Origin of the sequence: Ferruginibacter sp. SUN002 (genome assembly GCF_050611725.1) — a bacterium.
Classification (GTDB): domain Bacteria; phylum Bacteroidota; class Bacteroidia; order Chitinophagales; family Chitinophagaceae; genus Ferruginibacter.
Window position 1 is genome coordinate 1,185,933 of record NZ_JBODJB010000001.1, and the last position, 17,793, is coordinate 1,203,725.

Annotated in this window: 11 protein-coding genes; 5 read left to right on the plus strand and 6 right to left on the minus strand. The window is 38.8% G+C overall.

Going from position 1 to position 17,793, the window contains the following annotated elements:
* Nucleotides 1-100: 100 nt before the first annotated feature.
* The 3 genes from ACQ33O_RS05275 to ACQ33O_RS05285 all read left to right on the plus strand — a co-directional run bounded on the left by ACQ33O_RS05275 (nt 101) and on the right by ACQ33O_RS05285 (nt 3,082).
* Nucleotides 101-1,942, plus strand: a complete 1,842-nt coding sequence (locus ACQ33O_RS05275) for a carboxypeptidase-like regulatory domain-containing protein (protein WP_430994520.1) — start codon at nt 101-103, stop codon at nt 1,940-1,942.
* Nucleotides 1,943-2,097: 155 nt separating this feature from the next.
* Entirely contained in the window at nt 2,098-2,451 is a 354-nt protein-coding gene (locus tag ACQ33O_RS05280) for a bestrophin family ion channel (protein WP_430994521.1), read from the plus strand.
* Nucleotides 2,452-2,470: 19 nt separating this feature from the next.
* Complete coding sequence (locus tag ACQ33O_RS05285; protein ID WP_430994522.1) at nt 2,471-3,082, plus strand: NADPH-dependent F420 reductase; 612 nt, start codon at nt 2,471-2,473, stop codon at nt 3,080-3,082.
* A 989-nt stretch (nt 3,083-4,071) separates the two neighbouring features.
* On the opposite strand, the gene ACQ33O_RS05290 is transcribed toward ACQ33O_RS05285, so the two are convergent.
* The 3 genes from ACQ33O_RS05290 to ACQ33O_RS05300 are packed head-to-tail and all read right to left on the minus strand — an operon-like array spanning nt 4,072 to nt 6,363.
* On the minus strand, nt 4,072-4,935 hold the full coding sequence (locus ACQ33O_RS05290; protein ID WP_430994523.1) for an abortive infection system antitoxin AbiGi family protein: 864 nt from the start codon (nt 4,933-4,935) through the stop codon (nt 4,072-4,074).
* A gap of 29 nt (nt 4,936-4,964) precedes the next feature.
* Nucleotides 4,965-6,146, minus strand: a complete 1,182-nt coding sequence (locus ACQ33O_RS05295; protein WP_430994524.1) for a Shedu immune nuclease family protein — start codon at nt 6,144-6,146, stop codon at nt 4,965-4,967.
* Nucleotides 6,124-6,363 (minus strand): hypothetical protein, encoded by a 240-nt coding sequence (locus tag ACQ33O_RS05300; protein WP_430994525.1) that lies wholly within the window; start codon nt 6,361-6,363, stop codon nt 6,124-6,126. Before ACQ33O_RS05300 ends, ACQ33O_RS05295 begins: the two co-directional genes overlap by 23 nt.
* Before the next feature lie 953 nt (nt 6,364-7,316).
* On the opposite strand from ACQ33O_RS05300, the gene ACQ33O_RS05305 reads away from it, so the two are divergent.
* Complete coding sequence (locus tag ACQ33O_RS05305) at nt 7,317-7,490, plus strand: hypothetical protein (protein ID WP_430994526.1); 174 nt, start codon at nt 7,317-7,319, stop codon at nt 7,488-7,490.
* A 67-nt stretch (nt 7,491-7,557) separates the two neighbouring features.
* Here the strand turns inward: ACQ33O_RS05305 and ACQ33O_RS05310 are convergent, their stop codons facing one another.
* Nucleotides 7,558-8,673 carry a PorP/SprF family type IX secretion system membrane protein gene (locus ACQ33O_RS05310; protein WP_430994527.1) on the minus strand — a complete coding sequence of 372 codons (1,116 nt, stop codon included), beginning with the start codon at nt 8,671-8,673 and terminating at the stop codon, nt 7,558-7,560.
* Between the two features lie 61 nt (nt 8,674-8,734).
* Nucleotides 8,735-15,049: a gliding motility-associated C-terminal domain-containing protein gene (locus tag ACQ33O_RS05315; RefSeq protein ID WP_430994528.1), complete on the minus strand. Its 6,315-nt coding sequence runs from the start codon at nt 15,047-15,049 to the stop codon at nt 8,735-8,737.
* A gap of 76 nt (nt 15,050-15,125) precedes the next feature.
* On the opposite strand from ACQ33O_RS05315, the gene ACQ33O_RS05320 reads away from it, so the two are divergent.
* On the plus strand, nt 15,126-15,446 hold the full coding sequence (locus ACQ33O_RS05320) for a hypothetical protein (protein ID WP_430994529.1): 321 nt from the start codon (nt 15,126-15,128) through the stop codon (nt 15,444-15,446).
* Here ACQ33O_RS05320 and ACQ33O_RS05325 read toward each other — a convergent pair.
* Complete coding sequence (locus tag ACQ33O_RS05325) at nt 15,430-17,592, minus strand: T9SS type A sorting domain-containing protein (protein ID WP_430994530.1); 2,163 nt, start codon at nt 17,590-17,592, stop codon at nt 15,430-15,432. The genes ACQ33O_RS05320 and ACQ33O_RS05325 overlap by 17 nt on opposite strands.
* Nucleotides 17,593-17,793: the final 201 nt, after the last annotated feature.

Sequence of the window (17,793 nt, forward strand, 5' to 3'; positions counted from 1 at the left end):
TAAATATTGCTCACCTTAAATGCAGTTTATGACCCACACAATACTCAAAAACATCCGAATACAAAGGACTTTTATCGGAGCCCTTTTTTCAGCATTCATAATGCTGTTGTCTTTCACCAGTCCAACAGAATATAAAGTAACGGTAAAAGGAAAAGTGATTGATGAAAAAGGAGAGGCCTTAGTTGGAGTAAGCGTATTCTCCAAGGATCGTAAAATAGGTACACGTACCGATGAAAATGGAACCTTTGTACTAAAGCTAGAATCTGCTCCTTCAAAGATGATGTTTTCAAAAGTTGGATATCAAACACTTGAAAAAAAAGTCAGTAAAAAAGATCTGAAGGATTCGGTAATTGTAATGAATGTAACATTAAAAACGGCCGTAGCTAAACTGGAAGAAGTGGTTGTAGTTGGTTATGCTGCTACAAAAGCGAAAAAGAATACCACTAAGTCAGTGGCGGTGATGGATGCTGCAACTTATTTGGCAGGAAAGCCGGCGGGGAGCGTAACATTTGCAACAGACAAGGAGGTAGGCGTGAAAGTAAGAGGCGCTTCGTCTGTAGCCGAAGTATACGACGCCATCGATATACCAACAACCAAAAAACCGGAAGTATCTGTAAAAGAAAAAGATCCGGTTAAGCAAAGCAGTTTACTTACGGCCGGAGAAGTGAATGATTTTAAAAAATGGAAAATGTGGGAAGACTATAATGAATCGGAATTTAAAACACACAGTGAAAGATGGGGGTTGTATGCAACAGATCGGTACAGCGTTCAGTTACAGAATAAGGCATTTAAGGCGGTAGTTGGACAAGCCATTTACCTGATCAACCGAACAAACGGAGATACTTTGTGGACAGCTGTTTCAGACAATACCGGTAAAGCTGAATTGTGGAATGGATTTGACAAAAAGACAAAAGAAAAAGATCTTTTTATTGCATTACAAAATGAAAAAACGGAATACCCTGCGGTACCGTTCGAACAAGGGGTTAATCGTATTGTAATAGACAGGCCATGTGCTGTATCCAACAAAGTTGAAATTGCTTTTTTGGTAGATGCTACAGGAAGTATGTCTGATGAAATTTCTTATTTGAAAGAAGAGCTGGAAGATATTATTACAAAAATATCGACCAAAAATAAATTGATCGATCTGCATACGGGATCCGTTTTTTACAGAGATAACGGAGATGCGTATGTTACAAAGAAGCAAGCATTTTCAAAAGGTATTTCAAGTACAATTGATTTTATCAGAGAACAGTCTGCCGGTGGTGGTGGCGATTATCCGGAAGCACTAAAAGAAGGATTGGAAGAAACCATTGAAAAAATGAACTGGAGTGCAGATGCAAGAACGAAAATTATTTTTTTGCTGATGGATGCCCCACCGCATGACGAAGCAAAAACAGCCATGACAAAATTGACCGCAGACGCTGCTGCAAAAGGTATACGCATTGTGCCCGTTGCTTGCAGTGGAACCGATAAAGGAACAGAATTCATCATGCGTTCGATGGCATTAGCAACCAACGGTACTTATTTGTTTTTAACCGACGATAGTGGCATTGGCGATACACATATTAAACCTACTACCGATGAATTTAAAGTAGAGTTGCTAAACGACTTGCTGCAACGTGTAATTGAGCAAATGTGTTATGTAAATACCTGCGATGCAAAATCTGAATCACCTGCACCAATGGCGATCATCACCAATACTGAAAAAGTAAAAGTATATCCTAACCCAACCAATGGGCCTGTTACATTAGAAACGAATAAAGCATTGAAAGAAGTTTTTGTGACTGATTTTACAGGAAAGATATTGATACATAAAGATGCAAAAGCGATAAAAGGAAATATCAGTTTTGATCTTACGGGATTTCCCTCTGCAACTTATCTCATCAAATATGTAACAACAGAAGGAAAACAGGGAGCAGAAAAAGTTGTGTTGATTAGGTAGATGCCTTGGTAGTGTGTTTGACTTAGATAAATTCCTGGCGCAGGTCTCTGACCTGTGCTTTTCCTTTACTTGATTTCAAATTTGTAAAACGTTGATTATTTATTGGAAAGCGACGTATCGGCACAGGCCCGGAGGCCTCTGCCAGATGGGCAACATTGAGCAACTGGCAGTGTGCATGTGAAAGAATTAAAAACACGCCATTGCCTATGAATTATCAATATTTCACCAAACTTTTTCTATATGTTTTTATCTTTGTTTTGCCCAATTGTTTAATTGGCGATTTCGCAAAACTGAATATTTCTGTTTTGGTTATTCTCGTGAGTTTTATTATTTGTTTTGTGTTTGCAGTAATGAACAGAGTAGGGGAAATCAATGAAAATCCGTTTGAAAATCAAACCTCCGATATTCCTATGACGGCACTTTGTAATACAATAGAACGTGATTTAAAAGAAATGTTGAACGAAACCTTGCCTCAAAGATCAGAACCACAAGATGGTTATTTACTATAACGATTAAAACAAATTATACATGAACATTGCAATAATAGGAACCGGAAATGTTGGTGGAGCATTAGCCACCAACTGGTCAAAAAAAGGACACAACATCAATTTAGGTGTGCAAGATGTAAACCGTTTCAAAGGTCAGGAACTTTTGAAAAATGAAAACACAAAAGTTTTTTCAATTAAAGAAGCTGTTGAAAGATCGGAAGTTATTTTGATTGCGACGCCACCAACTGCCATTTTTGAAATTTTAGAACAAATGGGTGATGTAACAAACAAAATAATTATTGATGCTAGCAATGCAATCATGAAAAGTCCTGAGCCATACAAAACAGTGTATCATGCATTAGCAGATAAGACCCGTGCAGAAATTGTTAAGTGTTTCAACAGCACAGGTTTTGAAAATATGCTAGACCCAAATTACAACGGCGAGGCAATAGATATGTTTATGGCAGGTGAAAGTGAAAAGGCTAAGACTGTCGCCAAACAATTAGCATTAGATTGTGGTTTTGGTTCTTGTATTGATTTTGGCAAGTCAGACAAGGTAGAACTGTTAGAAAAATTTGCATTGTCATGGATAAATTTGGCAATTATGCAAGGTCATGGTAGAAATATGGCATTTAAAGTTGTTCGTAGATAGTTGTGCCGCTAATGCCATACTTGGCTAGTAGCTGCAGTTAGCCACATCATGTGTTCAAGTACCCCTGAATGATCTGTTCTTTTTGGTCCATTTTTGGTTGTTTTTTAGACAACCTATTTCAGGACGAGACAATATGAAGATGAAAATATATTCTAAAGCTGGGCTTTATTCGTTAGTTGGATATGTCGCTGAGTAGTGTTATATCGATCAGGATATATTCGTTAAGCCGCCATGACGCCAAACCCCATGTTATAGGCAGGCTTTCAAATAGTTTTCAAGTCTCTTTGAAGCTCTGTTAGTAATTCCAAAATCAATAATACCTTTTAAAGCCGACGAATCTCCCCCCATAACATTAAACAAAATTTTATCTTCACCCAAATAGACTCTTAGATCTACAATCATGAAATATTTGTTTCTATATCGGTAGCTATAATAATTTTTGTCTTTAGATCGAAATAAAACCTTAACATTCGATAAATATTCCTCAATTACCTCGCTTTTCCTATCAATAGTGGCGTTACTGTATACTACCTTAACTATGTAATCTTGCCTAATCCTCCAGATTCCATAACTGCCAATTAGAATCGGAATTGCCGGAGCTAAAATATGCCATACTGTCCCAGAACTCTGATTGCCATTGTATCTGTCTTGGAAGACCTTAAACAGAAAAAACAGTCCTCCAAGAATGACGATAATACATGTCACATAATTAGCGACATTATCGGTCTTGTAGAAACCATTTATTTTATTTCGAAACGATTGTTGTGTCACGATTAAGCTTGCCTATAACGAACAGGTATTGCCGATGGTGGGGAATTTTATATTCGTCCGCCGGAACCGCTGCCTGGCTTTTTGATAAAGTTAAATATTAAGAACTAAAGCTGGGCTTTATTCGTCGAGCCCCGAACCTCAGTACAGCAGAATTACCGCTGCTGATTGTTTCAATGTCAAGCCCCACTATTGGCAATACCAATGTTGTGTGTAGTGCTTTAAAAACCATCAGCTATTAGTTTGTCCTTTGTACCGATAAACATTTTTCTTTTTGAAAGAAGTTCTTCGATTTCTGTTTCCGAACAGTTTATTTTTAGAATGTCGATTACTTCCTTTATTTCACTTTCTTCTTTTAATAGTATAACAGATATTTCAGGTATTTTAAAAGTTAGTCTATATTCTTCCTGATGAAAATGTGGTTTTTTTTGTTTTATCCAATGTTGAAATTCATCACTATCTTCAACATGAAAATCTAAATCTAAAAACGTTTTTCGCCATTCTCTATCATTGTAGGCGACTTTTTGCTCGCCCTCCTTATTCAATACTAAATAGGGTTTAGTCAAAAATATTATTGGTTTTGAAGCCTGATAAATTGAATTAGCATAGCTAGATAAGTGTTCAACTAATTCTTCGTTGTATTTCAGGCTTACATAGTCGGCCAGAGCTAATGCTTCCTTGGAAGTATTTGTTAAAGATATTGATGATGAAAATGTACCACATTTGCATTCTGTCCATTTCTTGAAATATTCTTTAAAATGGCTCAACCTACTTACGAAAACAGAATTGTCTAGGTAGCTGCTTAAAGAAACTTGGGCTTCCCCTTTTTCATATGTATATATAACAGGATTAATATTCTTTGAGATAGCCCAATTTCTTGAAAATCCAACTCCATATTCGCCATATGAGATAACTTCATTTTCACCAATATCCCGAAGTAGAATATTGCTAAATGAAACCATTGGTATGAGTACCTTTCGTTGACCCAAATATTCTACAGCATAAGAAGGTTTGAACCCTTCTTTTAAAATGATTTTTAAATCATCAAAGTTTGTGATATGATATAATGTGTCAATTTGATTCATGTGACTGTAGTAATTAACAAGTCGTTTTATTATTCTAGTCGTTTGACTAAATTTTTTAAGTTAGTCAAGAGCTCATCGTATAGGATTATTTCAATGTTTTTATGTGAATTGGCAAGTAATCTAAAATCATTCTGCTTTTTTTCTTCAGCCAACTGATTACTGTGTCCTACAATGATGTAACCTCTGGGGCGAACTACCTTAATTTCAATTCCCTTTTCCTTTAAATCGTCTTTAAAAGAGGTTGCATTTTTGGTTAATTGATGTATATAATTTTCTGTCTGAGAAATTGCCTTTGAAACTTCTTTATGCCAATAATAGTTATTTCGACTGTCATCATACTCTAATAGTTCGGTATAAGGCTTTTTAATTTCATAAATGTCAATAAAGTTGTAGATGTCAATAAGCATGAAATCAGGGTATTTTCCCGCAAGACTTACACTCATTTTTTCAAGCACTTTTACATACGAAGTATTGAATAATAATATAAATTGGGATAAAAATGTTTGCCAATGGCTTTCAGAGAGTGTCTTTTTAGTTATGTCTTCCTCAAATTTTTCTATAACTTTTTGAAGATATAGCTTTTCATTTTGGTCTTTTGTTTTACCGATTACTTTTAAATCCTGTGGTTTACTGCTCAATTTATTTTTTGTAAGCAATTGATGATATAGTTCTGCTATTGAAGTAATGTCATTTTTGCTTAAGGTATCAATAAGGTTAGGGTTTACATGAATGATTTTAGAAATTCTATCTTCTTGATAATTATTTGTGTCGTCAAAAGGCTTCGTAGGTTTTTCATAATATTCAGTCAATAGCGTACCAAGCTTGTAAGTAACAAAATTTCTTAGCACATCATTTTTTTCTTTTCGTATATCTTTCAGCCCTTCTTGAATTTGTAAGTAATCGGAATATTTAAGTACTACCTTGAAGCCTCTTCCAATTTTTTTTATACTTGTTGGTTGGTCTTTATTAATCTCAAATTGGAATTTTATATTTATCGTATCCCTTAATGAATTGACAAGAAAAGTCCCCGCTGGCGCATCTAAGCCAGCCCCTTTTTTATAGAAACCTTTTGGCAATTCAGTAAAACCAACAATTTTTATTGATTGAAATACTTTGTGCTGAGCTGAATCTTTATCGATATTATAAATTATCGTTTTGGCTTTCTTGTCAATAACAAGAGTTTTGGGCTTAGCCGTTCGTGTCGTTGCCATTTTGTTGATTTATCGAAATTAAAGTTAGTTCCTCCAGAAGAAATGAGGATTCAGTTGGAATTAGAGCAGTCGGTCTTTCGTCACCGTTTAAGTCTTTGTCTAAGAGATAATAAACACAAATAGCGTAATCTCCTTCTATGTCTATAACTTTTAAGGCTCCAAATAGCCTGTCAATTTTATTTTTTGATTTAACAGCGTCGCCAATTTGAATTTTCATCTTTTGAAGTTTGGGGTGTCTCGTAGCATTACACACAACACGTAAATTTATGATATTCTACACTACTCTCAAAAAATCTACTTAATTACAAATCAATACTTTAGTATTATACATTTTGTATTGTTTGTTGCGCCAATGACATTTTACGTAAACCGATTTTGTAAAGGGCTACCAATTCCTGTCGATAAATTTATTTCTACCGCAAGTCTTCCACCCATGCTTTTCCGTTACTTAATTTCAAATTTTAAAAAAGTTATTTTTTTGTAGCACAAAACCTATTCCCAATACGTCCGGGATAGATGCGATTAGGTTGTGCAAGGCATTCGCTATAAGTACACTAACCTAATAGTTACTGGTTGCCCAACCTATTCAGTACAGGTCTTTTATAAGGTACCATTAGGTATACTAACCTAATCGTTACCACTTCGCTAACCTATAACTATCAATTACCCAACCTATTCTGCATAGGTCTTTTACGTGGTAACAATAGGTGTACCAACCTAATGCCCACCACTATAATAACGTATTCGAATAGGTTGCCCTACCTATTCAGATAGGTTATTTAAACTCTAAGTGGGAAAAGTATTCTATTATTCTTGCCAAATTGGTAATTAAGTGGGAAACTATATAGAAATGCATTTAAGTGAGTGGTAAGCCGCAATCTTTGTTGATCAATATTCTATCGCCGATGGGCTGAGGGATGGCAGCGGTAGCTCTCGCCTTTGGCGAGACTACAAGCGTACAGCCCTGTCCAAAGCTCAATATTGGTATACAGTTCACAGCCCCCAATCATCAAATCTCCAAATCATCATATCTTCAAATCAACCTGTTACTATCATTTTTTTGACAAAACCAATAATTTTAGTAGCTTGTACTATGAAGCAGAGCTTCAGACCCATTATTTACTAACCATAAATTCAACAACGATGTCACAAATGCTTACAGCTTATTGCATGAAAACAAAGGAAAAAAATGTTCCGATGCAGGATGCAGTAATTACTAAAACAGCCCGTGGAGGCTACATGGCTCAAGGCCACGACGGGAAAGGGAATAAAATGACCACTATGCTGGGTGAAGCAACAGCTTTAGAAGCTGTGAAAAACGGTGTAGCTAAAAAAGCCTGGTAATATGTAAATGTATTAAAGCAGAAGCCCCGCTCTAATAGGCGGGGCTTCTGCTTTTTGCTCAATAATACTACCACACATTCTTCGGACAGGTATCGTCTGAATATTTATTGCCGAGAATGAAACCTACTATTACCTCATGCGTACCATTGCTCACCGTATGTATAGCGGTGGTTGAATAATCGTATGAATAGGAAACAGTGAATCTGTTCAATACATTTAATCCTGCCATAGCTGCAAAACCATATTTGCCACGGTAACTGGCACCCAACCAGTAAGCATTTCTAAACATAGCTTTTACATTCAGATCAACCTGTGTTGGTACCGGCGAAACACTTTTTACCATTACCGACGGCAATACATTGATATCTTCATTTAACATAAACCTGTAGCCGGCAGTCATAAAAAAGTGCGGTACTTTTTTTCCTTGTTCTAATGTATCCAATGCTCCATCTGAAAAATCTATTTTCTGTCCGGTTAATTGTGCGGCTGATGCACCAACAAAATATCTGTCGGAGTACAACCAAAGTCCGGCACTCATATCCAGCTTAGCGGTTCCAATATCATCGGTTGTATTGAGTATAGATGGATCGACAGGGTTATCGGGTCCCCAGAATAATTTAGTTGGGTCGATGGAATATTTATTCATACCAACACCAATACCGGCAGATAAATTTGTTTTATCGTTGATACCGATATGGTAGGCATAAGTACCCATTATTGAAAATGAATTGAATGGTCCGGCCTTGTCATTAACGATCTGCAAGCCAATACCGTGGTGTGGTGCAGAGGCACCGTAATTATCCCAATACCCTTTGCCAATAGGGTTTTCGCCATCCATTTCAAATAGAGTAGTGGCATTCGTCTTATAATCTTTTTTACCTAACGGCCCCTGAATAGAAAGATAAGTTGTAACCGGGGCATCGTTAATGCCTACCCATTGGTGTCGGTGACTGATTTTTACATCTGTATAGTTTTCTATACCCGACAATGCAGGGTTTAGAATATAATTGTTGAGAATGTATTGTGTGTAATGTGGCTTTTGCTGGGCAAATAAATTTGTTACAATGCATAGCATTGCAACAAACGGTACTATTTTTTTTGTACCCGGCAGCAAACCTTTGTGCGTCCGCATTGGCGTCGCACTCTTGTACAGTAGTAATTTTATTGAACTTCTTATAATCATAAAAACTTATTTCAAAAATAACATCTATTCATTTTCAAATCTCCAAATCTCCAAATCAAAACTATCTAACAACAGAGATCGTTCCACTCATCGGCTTACTTTCCGGTCTTAATTTAATGATCCAGTAATACGGCCCAACCGGTACCGGCTGACCTTTAAATTTACCATCCCATCTAATTGTATATCCAACCGAACCAAAAATAAATTGTCCGTATCTGTTGAATACTTCCACCGAAGCATTCGGATAATCTTCTATGTTAGTGATCTTCCAGGTGTCGTTGGTGCCATCGCCATTTGGAGAGAACACATTTGGTATGATCACATCTTTTAAAAATCTCACAGTCACATTGTCGGTAGCAGTACAGCCGTCAATAGAACGTACGGTCATAGTATACACCTGATCCTGTGTAGGCGAAACGATCGGGTTCTCAGTAGTAGCACCTGTGATATTACTATTGGGTGTCCATTGAATGGTGATATTGTCTCCAGTAGCTACACCATCTAATTGAACTGATTCTCCCATGGCCACAACTTTATCAGATCCTGCATTGGCGGTAGGGGCTTTCGGTTGTGCTTTGATCGTTCCCACGGTTGCCGGAGAAATACAACCGGCACTGTTTTTTGCAGTAATGCTGTATGCACTACCTGCACTGATGCTATTAAATATGCCTGTTGTGTTTGAATAATCGGTTCCATCATTACTGAAACTCAATCCAGTGGTTGATGAACTAACGGAAACGGTAACAGTAGCAATGTTACAAGTAGGCTGTGTTGTAACAACCGTAGGTGCAGCTGGTATTGCCGGTTGTGCAGGAACTGTTCCGGTATTAGGCGATGAGATGCAACCTGCAGCATCTTTCAATGTAATGCTATAGTTGGAATTTGCCGGTACATTGTTGAATACGCCTGTTGTATTTGTATAATTAACACCATCATTACTAAATGTAACACCTGTTGTTGACGATGTTACTGTTATGGTTGCTGTAGCAACGGTACAGGTTGGCGGAGTAACGGTAACGGTTGGTCCTGCCGGAGCTCCCGGTACAGTGCCTACTGTTCCTGTTGCTGCTTGAGAGATACAGCCGTTACTGTTCTTAGCAGTAATACTGTACGACGAGCCTGCAACGATACCGGTAAAAATGCCTGTGGTATTGGTATAGTTAACACCATCGTTGCTGAATGTCAATCCTGTTCGTGTACTTGTTACTGTTATGGTTGCAGTAGGCGATGTACAGGTTGGGGTTGTTACATTTACTGTTGGTGTTGCCGGAAGATCAACAATTGTTATTGTAGTTGAACTACTTTTAGCTACAGAGCAACTTGTTGCTGCTACACTATATGTAATGGTATATACATTTGGTAAACTGCCGGCAATAGTAATGGCTCCCGTACTTGCATTGATATTAAGACCGGCTGGTGTAGCCGAGTAAGTGCCGCCAGTTGCAAAACCTGCTGCTGTTGTTAATGTTGGGTTTGTTCCGTTTACACAAATTGTATTTGGTGTATAACTGAAATCGGTAACAGGTGTTGTAAGTCCTGTTATGGAGAGATTAGTTGTACTGCTACCAGCAGGCGAACAACCTGATGCCGCAACAGTATAAGTAACAGTATAAGTATTTGATACACTTCCTCCAAGATTAATGACTCCGGTATTTGCATCAACGCTAAGACCTGCCGGTGTTGCAGTGAATATACCTCCGGTTGTAAATCCTGCAGCCGGAACAAAAGTAGGGGCTGTGCCATTTAAGCAAACAGTATTGGGAGAATAACTAAAACCTGTAACCGGTGTGATAGCAGGATTAATAGATACAACTGCTGAACTACTTACCGCTTGTGTACAAACAGTTGGCCCTGCAGTAGCAACACTCACTAATGCATAAGTAGTAGGGCTGTTTAAGGAGGGTGTTGTTAGAGATGCAGCACCTGTAGCATCTAATGTGATCGTTTGATTTGCTCCTCCATTCACAGTGTATGTAACAATTGCATTAGCTGTTCCGGTAAATGTGATGTTTGTTGTTGTGTTCGGACAAATAGAAGTTGTTCCTGAAATAGAAGCTGTTGGCATTGGAATAATATTTACCAATGCATTCCCTGATGAAGTTCCTGTACAAGTTGCATCTGATACTGATGTTACAACATATGTACCTGCTACATCTGTTTGGAATGTGTAAGGCGATGTAAGAATATTATTTACAGGAGTAGAGGTCGTTCCATTTGTATAAACAATATTCCACGGTGCAGTGCCGGATAATGCAATGCTTACTGTCAACTTGGTACCGTCTGCACAAGCAGATCCACCACCACTTACAACTGCTTTAGCAGGGCAGGTACAATCCGGAGCTGTACCGGCTACGGTTACGGTATTGCAAGCATTTACATCTTGCACATTAATAGAATAATTTGCTCCTGCTGCAATGATGCCGCTTGTCCATGTATTACCCACCCATATACCCGGAGCGCCTGAGCCTGTAGCAGTGTATGCAGCATTACCGGCAGTGGCAGTGAAGCTGACTCTATAACCAACATTGCCGGGTTCACAGGTTTTTGTTTCGGCACTTAGCGCTAATAATGGATTTACAGTAATGGTTCTTGTTGCAGAGGCATCACTACAACCACCCGTTCCCGTTATAGTGTAGGTTATGGTAGCAGAACTAACAGTGTTTCCGGTTATTACACCGGTTGTAGAGTTGATAGATGCTTTTGTAATATCTGAAGAACTCCATACTCCTCCCGGAATTGTTGAGCTGAAAGTAGTATTGCCACCTACACAAACGTTCTGATTGCCGCTCAATGTTCCTGCAGTTGGGGTAGAGGCGATAATAACATTTCTTGTTGCCGTAGCATTACTACAACCGCCTGTTCCAACAACGGTGTATGTCATTGCAATTGTTCCTGCTGCTATGGCCGTTACTAAACCGGTCGATGGATTGATGGTTGCTTTGGTAATATCTGCACTGGTCCAAGTACCTCCGGCAACAGTAGAACTGAATGTCGTCGTTCCTGAAATACAAATATTTTGATTGCCACTTAAGGTTCCTGCAATTGGTGCGGCTGTAACTGTTACACTTCTGGTTGCTGTTGCATTGCTGCAACCACCTGAACCTGTTATCGTATATGTCATGGTAACCGTACCTGCAGCTATAGCATTTATTACACCTGTTGAAGCATTGATGGTTGCTTTTGTAATGTCGCTGCTGCTCCATGTACCACCAGAAACAGTAGAGCTGAATGTTGAAGAACCACCAACACAAATATTCTGGTTGCCGCTTAATGTTCCGGCAGTAGGGATTGCTGATATGATAACATCTCTTGTTGCGTCCACATTGCTGCAACCACCTGTTCCGGTTACTGTATACGTCATAGTAACGGTACCGGTTGCAAGCGGTGTTATTGTTCCTGTGGAAGCATTGATAGTTGCTTTGGTAATATCCCCGCTTGTCCATATACCACCGGCAACAGTGGAACTAAATGTTGTTGTTCCGGTGATACAAATATTCTGGTTGCCGCTAAGCGTGCCTGCAACAGGCGCAGCTGTAACAGTCACATCTCTTGTCGCTGTTGCATTGCTGCACCCACCCGTACCTGTTACTGTGTAAGTCATTGTTACATTACCTGCTGCAATACCAGTAATTGCACCTGTTGATGAGTTGATGGTAGCTTTTGTAATATCGCTGCTGCTCCATGAACCACCAGCGACGGTAGAATTAAATGTTGTGTTTCCACCAACACAAATAGATTGATTGCCACTTAACGTTCCTGCTATCGGCGCAGCTGTAACGGTTACATCTCTTGTTGCCGTTGCATTACTGCACCCACCCGTACCTGTTACTGTATAAGTCATTGTAACAGTACCAGCTGCAATACCCGTAATTGCACCTGTTGATGAGTTGATGGTAGCTTTGGTGATATCGGCACTGCTCCATGTTCCGCCTGCAATGGTAGAACTAAATGTTGTGTTTCCACCAACACAAATAGATTGATTGCCACTTAACGTTCCTGCTATCGGTGCAGTTGTAACGGTTACATCTCTTGTTGCTGTTGCATTACTGCAGCCACCCGTTCCTGTTACTGTATAAGTCATTGTAACAGTACCTGCTGCAATACCCGTAATTGCACCTGTTGATGAGTTGATGGTAGCTTTGGTGATATCGGCACTGCTCCATGTTCCGCCTGCAATGGTAGAACTAAATGTTGTACTTCCACCCACACAAATAGATTGGTTGCCACTTAATGTTCCTGCAACAGGTGCAGCTGTAACGGTTACATCTCTTGTTGCCGTTGCATTACTGCAGCCACCCGTTCCTGTTACTGTATAAGTCATTGTAACAGTACCTGCTGCAATACCTGTAATTGCACCTGTTGATGAGTTGATGGTAGCTTTGGTGATATCGGCACTGCTCCATGTTCCGCCTGCAACGGTGGAACTGAATGTTGTATTTCCACCCACACAAATATTTTGATTGCCACTTAATGTACCTGCAACAGGCGCAGGATTGATGGTAATGTTTGCCGTACTGCTTGCTAATGGATTACATCCGGATGCCGCATAAGTATAAGTAACGGTATAAGTATTTGGTGTACTTGTTGCAAGATCAATAACTCCTGTTGAAGCGTTAATTGATAAACCTGCTGTTGAAGAGAATACACCTCCGTTAGAAAATCCCGGATCTTTTGTTGGAGAAGGATTGGTGCCATTCTTACAAACCGGAGATGCGTATGAAAAACCTGTTACAGGAGTTCCGGCAGGGTTTACAGTTATTTTTATACTGTCTGTCAGCGGACAAATAGAAGTTGTATAGAAAGAAAGGTCATCTAATGCAAAATCGTTGCCTGCCGCAGCAGTGTTTCTGTCTATCAGCGCAATAGTTGCTAATGATGCAGCACCGGAGTTCCATGTATAGGTTACATTACTCCAGTTACATGCGGTAGCAACTGACGTAAATCTGCTTGTAACTGCTACGCCGGTAATAGGGCTTCCATTTATCTGTGTTTCTATTTGTGCAGGACTACTGCCTGATACGGTCTGTACATAATAAGAAAACGTGTAAGTAGTGCCCGGTGTTACCGGTACTGTTTGTGACCATACCTTATCGTTTGCAACTGTAGAGCCATCTACCACCATTTGATTACCGCTTCCGGTTGTATGATCGGGGCAAAGCGAAAAACCTGATTCGAATGTTTTTGGATTTACCTGAATGCCAAATGCTTTTTGAACTTTGTTGGCATCATTATTCGGAATATTAGCATAATCGGAATTAAAACCAAGATTTGTACTATTGTCAAAATGACCATTATAAATTAATTCTTTTATGGTGGTATGATTGGTAGTAACGTAGTAAGTTGTAGTTGTTGTTGGATTTGCAGTTGGATTAGAACCTGTGGCACCTAAAGTAGGGTCAACCGGGCTGGATGTCCAATTGTAGATACCGGATGAACCTCCATTTGCAGACAGATTTGCCGATGCACCTGCACAGATCGGTGTATTACCGGTAACTGTTAATGGATCTGTCGGATTTGTTAGTGTGATGCCTGAAACGGTTTTTGTAGCAGGGGTAGAAGCAGCATCAGTTACTACTATTGTATTTCCTGTAGAAGCTGATAATCCTGTAAATACACCATTGCTATTCGTTGTTGTTCCATTAAGTGTATAGCTATATGGAGGAACACCGCCTGCAGGATAAGCAGTAATAAAACCATCAGAACCATTCGGACAAGTTGGATTTACTGCTGCATACGTTACCGTTAGTGGGTCAGGAACTTTGGTTAAAGAAAGGTTATCCAGCGCAAAATCATTTCCGGTTCCGGATGTTTGTTTATCAAATAGCCATATCTGTGCAAAACCACTGGGTGCTACAAATGTATACGTAACCTGTGTCCAACCGCAAAGTGTAGCAGGGCAAACTGTACTTCCACTGGTTGGTGTAAGTACGGTATTATTTAATCTTACTTCAATGTCTGCTAAATTTCCCGGAGCATTGGTAACAGAGATAGATTGTATCCAGTAACTGAAAATATATGTTGCACCGGTAATGATGGGTATACCTCCTCCGGGTTGTTGTTCCCATACTTTATCGGAAGCAGAAGTTCCTCCATCAACCACCATCATCTTTCCGCTACCTCCCATGCCTGTACAGGAGCTGCTGAAATTTGGGTTGATCGTAGCAGGGTTGCTTACCACTGCATATTCTCTTTGATTGCTGTTTGGTCCGGCGGTAATGAAATAATTTGAAGTAAATCCACCGGAGGTTTCAAAATCGCCATTTGTGATCAGGTTTTGTGCGTAACCTTTATCACAAGCAACAAGAATGATGAATAAGACAAAACAGTTTTTTGCCCATATTGGAAACAGAGAAAACTGTCGGATAAATTTTTTCATGAACAAGCTATTATGCATATTATTTCTATGTTCGATTTTTCAGATTTGTTTTAAACGCTTATGTAAAAAATACACATTGTTGAAAATTAAAGACTTTGGATACACAACAGATCCTTTAATCAAGATTTATTCAGGTAACAAAAAAATCATCTTTTCCAACCAATTGAGAAAAGAGATCATATCAACCGATTATCGTTCTGACCTATCCAAAGGGTCTACAAAATACACATTAATCAACAATCCGACACATTCTCAAACAAAAAAACACCCCTATCAGATGCGCTTTATTGGCGAAATGCTGTTTACTGATTTGATCAATTTAACAAATAACAGCAGTGGTTTGATCTTTAAGAACGTTACTGCTGTTACAGTATTTTATATTAATTACTTCTCTTAATAATTACTTTTCCGTTTTCAGTGCGATTATCCTTATAGATCACTGCATATACATATACTCCCGATGAAAGGTTACTAAGGTTTATTCTTCTTGAATTATTTATTTCTTCTTTTGCAGCATATATTTTTCTTCCGATAGCGTCGTATACTATGAATGCTTTTATTGGTTGTCCGTTCGACAAATAAATAATACCTGTTGTAGGATTTGGTGAAATAGTGATACGTCCGATGTTTGGATTTCTTTTGATCGAAACAACACGACTGTAAGAGATATTTCCGTTAACATCTACTTCTTTCAATCTATAATAAAAAATAGTTGACAGGGTTGAAAGATCATTGTCTGTTAGTTTGTAATTCAAAGCTGTATTGCTATTGCCTGCTCCGGCCTGTGTTCCTGCATTAGTAAAATGAATCCCATCTGTACTTCTTTCAACAACAAAATAACTGGTGCCGATCTCTGTAACGGTTTGCCATCTTACAATAGCATTGGTTTGGCTATTGTCTTGCCATTCTGCTGACAGACTAACTAATTCAACAGGTGCAATATCATTCACTGTTACTACAACAGATCTTGATAAACTACAGGCTACCGGCTTACTGAAAACAATATCATCTATTGCAAAATCATTGCCTGTTGCATCGGTTGTAAAATCATTCATGCTGATTACAGCAGTAGTGCTAGAGCCTGAGTTCCAATTATAACTTATCTGGCTCCAACCGGTTGGTGTAGCAGTTGCTGTAGCAATGCTTGTAAATAGATTGCCTGTGATGGGAGCTCCATTTATTAGTGTTTGTATCTGTGCCGGATTAGGTGTAGCAACGGTTTGCAACCAATAGCTAAATGTGTAATCTGTATTTTGTGTAACTGGAATAGTTTGCGACCAGAATATATCATTGCCACTGTTTTGTGTAGATCCATCAATCACCATCATATTACCTGTACCGCTATGATCTGTTGTTGACACAAAGAAATTATCGAATAATTGAGGATCGGTTGTTATGCCATATGCTTTTTGATTGGTTGTATTGGTATAGAATGTATAGCTGCTCGTAAAACCAACATTGCCACTTTCAAAACCCGGGTTGGCAATAAAATTTTGTACACTTGTATTTGGTGTAGTAACAGTATACGTTGTGGTTACTAAAGGGTTTACTGTAGGATTAGCAGTATTAGGCGATGTAAGTGTTGCATCTGCAGGTACGGCTACCCATGCATAACTGCCATTACTCCCTGTAGCATTTAAAATTACTGTGGCGCCTGCATCAATCGTTGTATCTGATCTAACGGTTAATGGATTGGTTGGTGCAACTACATTGATGGTGGCGCTACTGTTGACAGAAGTTGGTGTAGGGGAGGACGCATCTCTTACTGCAACAAAATTCCCTGTAGATGCTGCAAGCCCTGTAAATACTGAGTTTGAAGAAAAAACCCCATTGTTTAAACTATATGTATAGGGAGGCACTCCACCTGTTGCATAAACAGAAATTACACCATCGCTGCTATTAGGGCAAGATGGGTCGATAACAGCATAACTTACCGCTAAAGGGGGTGGTGTCGCAACAAGAGATAGATCATCTAATGCAAAATCATTACCTGTTGCAACAGTTGTTTTATCATACAACCATATTTGTGCAAAGCCCGATGTGGCTGTCCATTTATAGGTCACCTTTGTCCATCCGCATAATGTTTCAGGACAAATAGTACTTCCCGTAGTTGGTGTCATTACAGTATTATTAACCCTTACCTCTATGTTAGCCAGGTTAGCAGTTGCGTTTGTTGTAGAGATAGATTGTATCCAGTAACTGAATGTATATTCTGTACCGGATGTAACCGGAATACCGCCACCGGGTTGTTGTTCCCATATTTTGTCACCCGAACTTGAAGCTCCATCAACCACCATCATTTTGCCTGTTCCCGATGTATGATCTACACAAGCGCTGCTCCATACCGGATTAATTGTATTAGGATTACTTACAATGGCATAATTTCTTTGTACCGATGGACCAGATGTAAGAAAATAATTTGTGGTAAATCCTGTACCGGCTCCGCCACTTTCAAAATCACCATTGGTAATTAAATTTTGTGCCGAAACGGATACGGCGATCAAAGAAAAAAGTAAGGAAAGAAGTGGTAATGTTTTTTTCATTGTAGGTGGCTTTATATTTAAGTTTCTGAATATATATGGAATCATTTCCGGTTTTCTATTCAGGATATTTATTGTGTAAATAATACACTTTAATAGTAGGTCTCAAATTATCTCTTCTTTGTACGATCAAAAACATCAATTCGTTAAAACACAGTAGTAGAGATAGTTTCAGGGATCCTTAAAAACTATTTTATCATTCTG

Bases quoted from the DNA above. Each gene is read 5' to 3' on its own strand.
- ACQ33O_RS05300 (WP_430994525.1), bottom strand. From the start codon at position 6,363: ATGAAAATTCAAATTGGCGACGCTGTTAAATCAAAAAATAAAATTGAC.
- ACQ33O_RS05310 (WP_430994527.1), bottom strand. From the start codon at position 8,673: ATGATTATAAGAAGTTCAATAAAATTACTACTGTACAAGAGTGCGACG.
- ACQ33O_RS05285 (WP_430994522.1), top strand. From the start codon at position 2,471: ATGAACATTGCAATAATAGGAACCGGAAATGTTGGTGGAGCATTAGCC.
- ACQ33O_RS05290 (WP_430994523.1), bottom strand. From the start codon at position 4,935: ATGAATCAAATTGACACATTATATCATATCACAAACTTTGATGATTTA.
- ACQ33O_RS05325 (WP_430994530.1), bottom strand. From the start codon at position 17,592: ATGAAAAAAACATTACCACTTCTTTCCTTACTTTTTTCTTTGATCGCC.
- ACQ33O_RS05275 (WP_430994520.1), top strand. From the start codon at position 101: ATGCTGTTGTCTTTCACCAGTCCAACAGAATATAAAGTAACGGTAAAA.
- ACQ33O_RS05305 (WP_430994526.1), top strand. From the start codon at position 7,317: ATGAAAACAAAGGAAAAAAATGTTCCGATGCAGGATGCAGTAATTACT.
- ACQ33O_RS05295 (WP_430994524.1), bottom strand. From the start codon at position 6,146: ATGGCAACGACACGAACGGCTAAGCCCAAAACTCTTGTTATTGACAAG.
- ACQ33O_RS05315 (WP_430994528.1), bottom strand. From the start codon at position 15,049: ATGAAAAAATTTATCCGACAGTTTTCTCTGTTTCCAATATGGGCAAAA.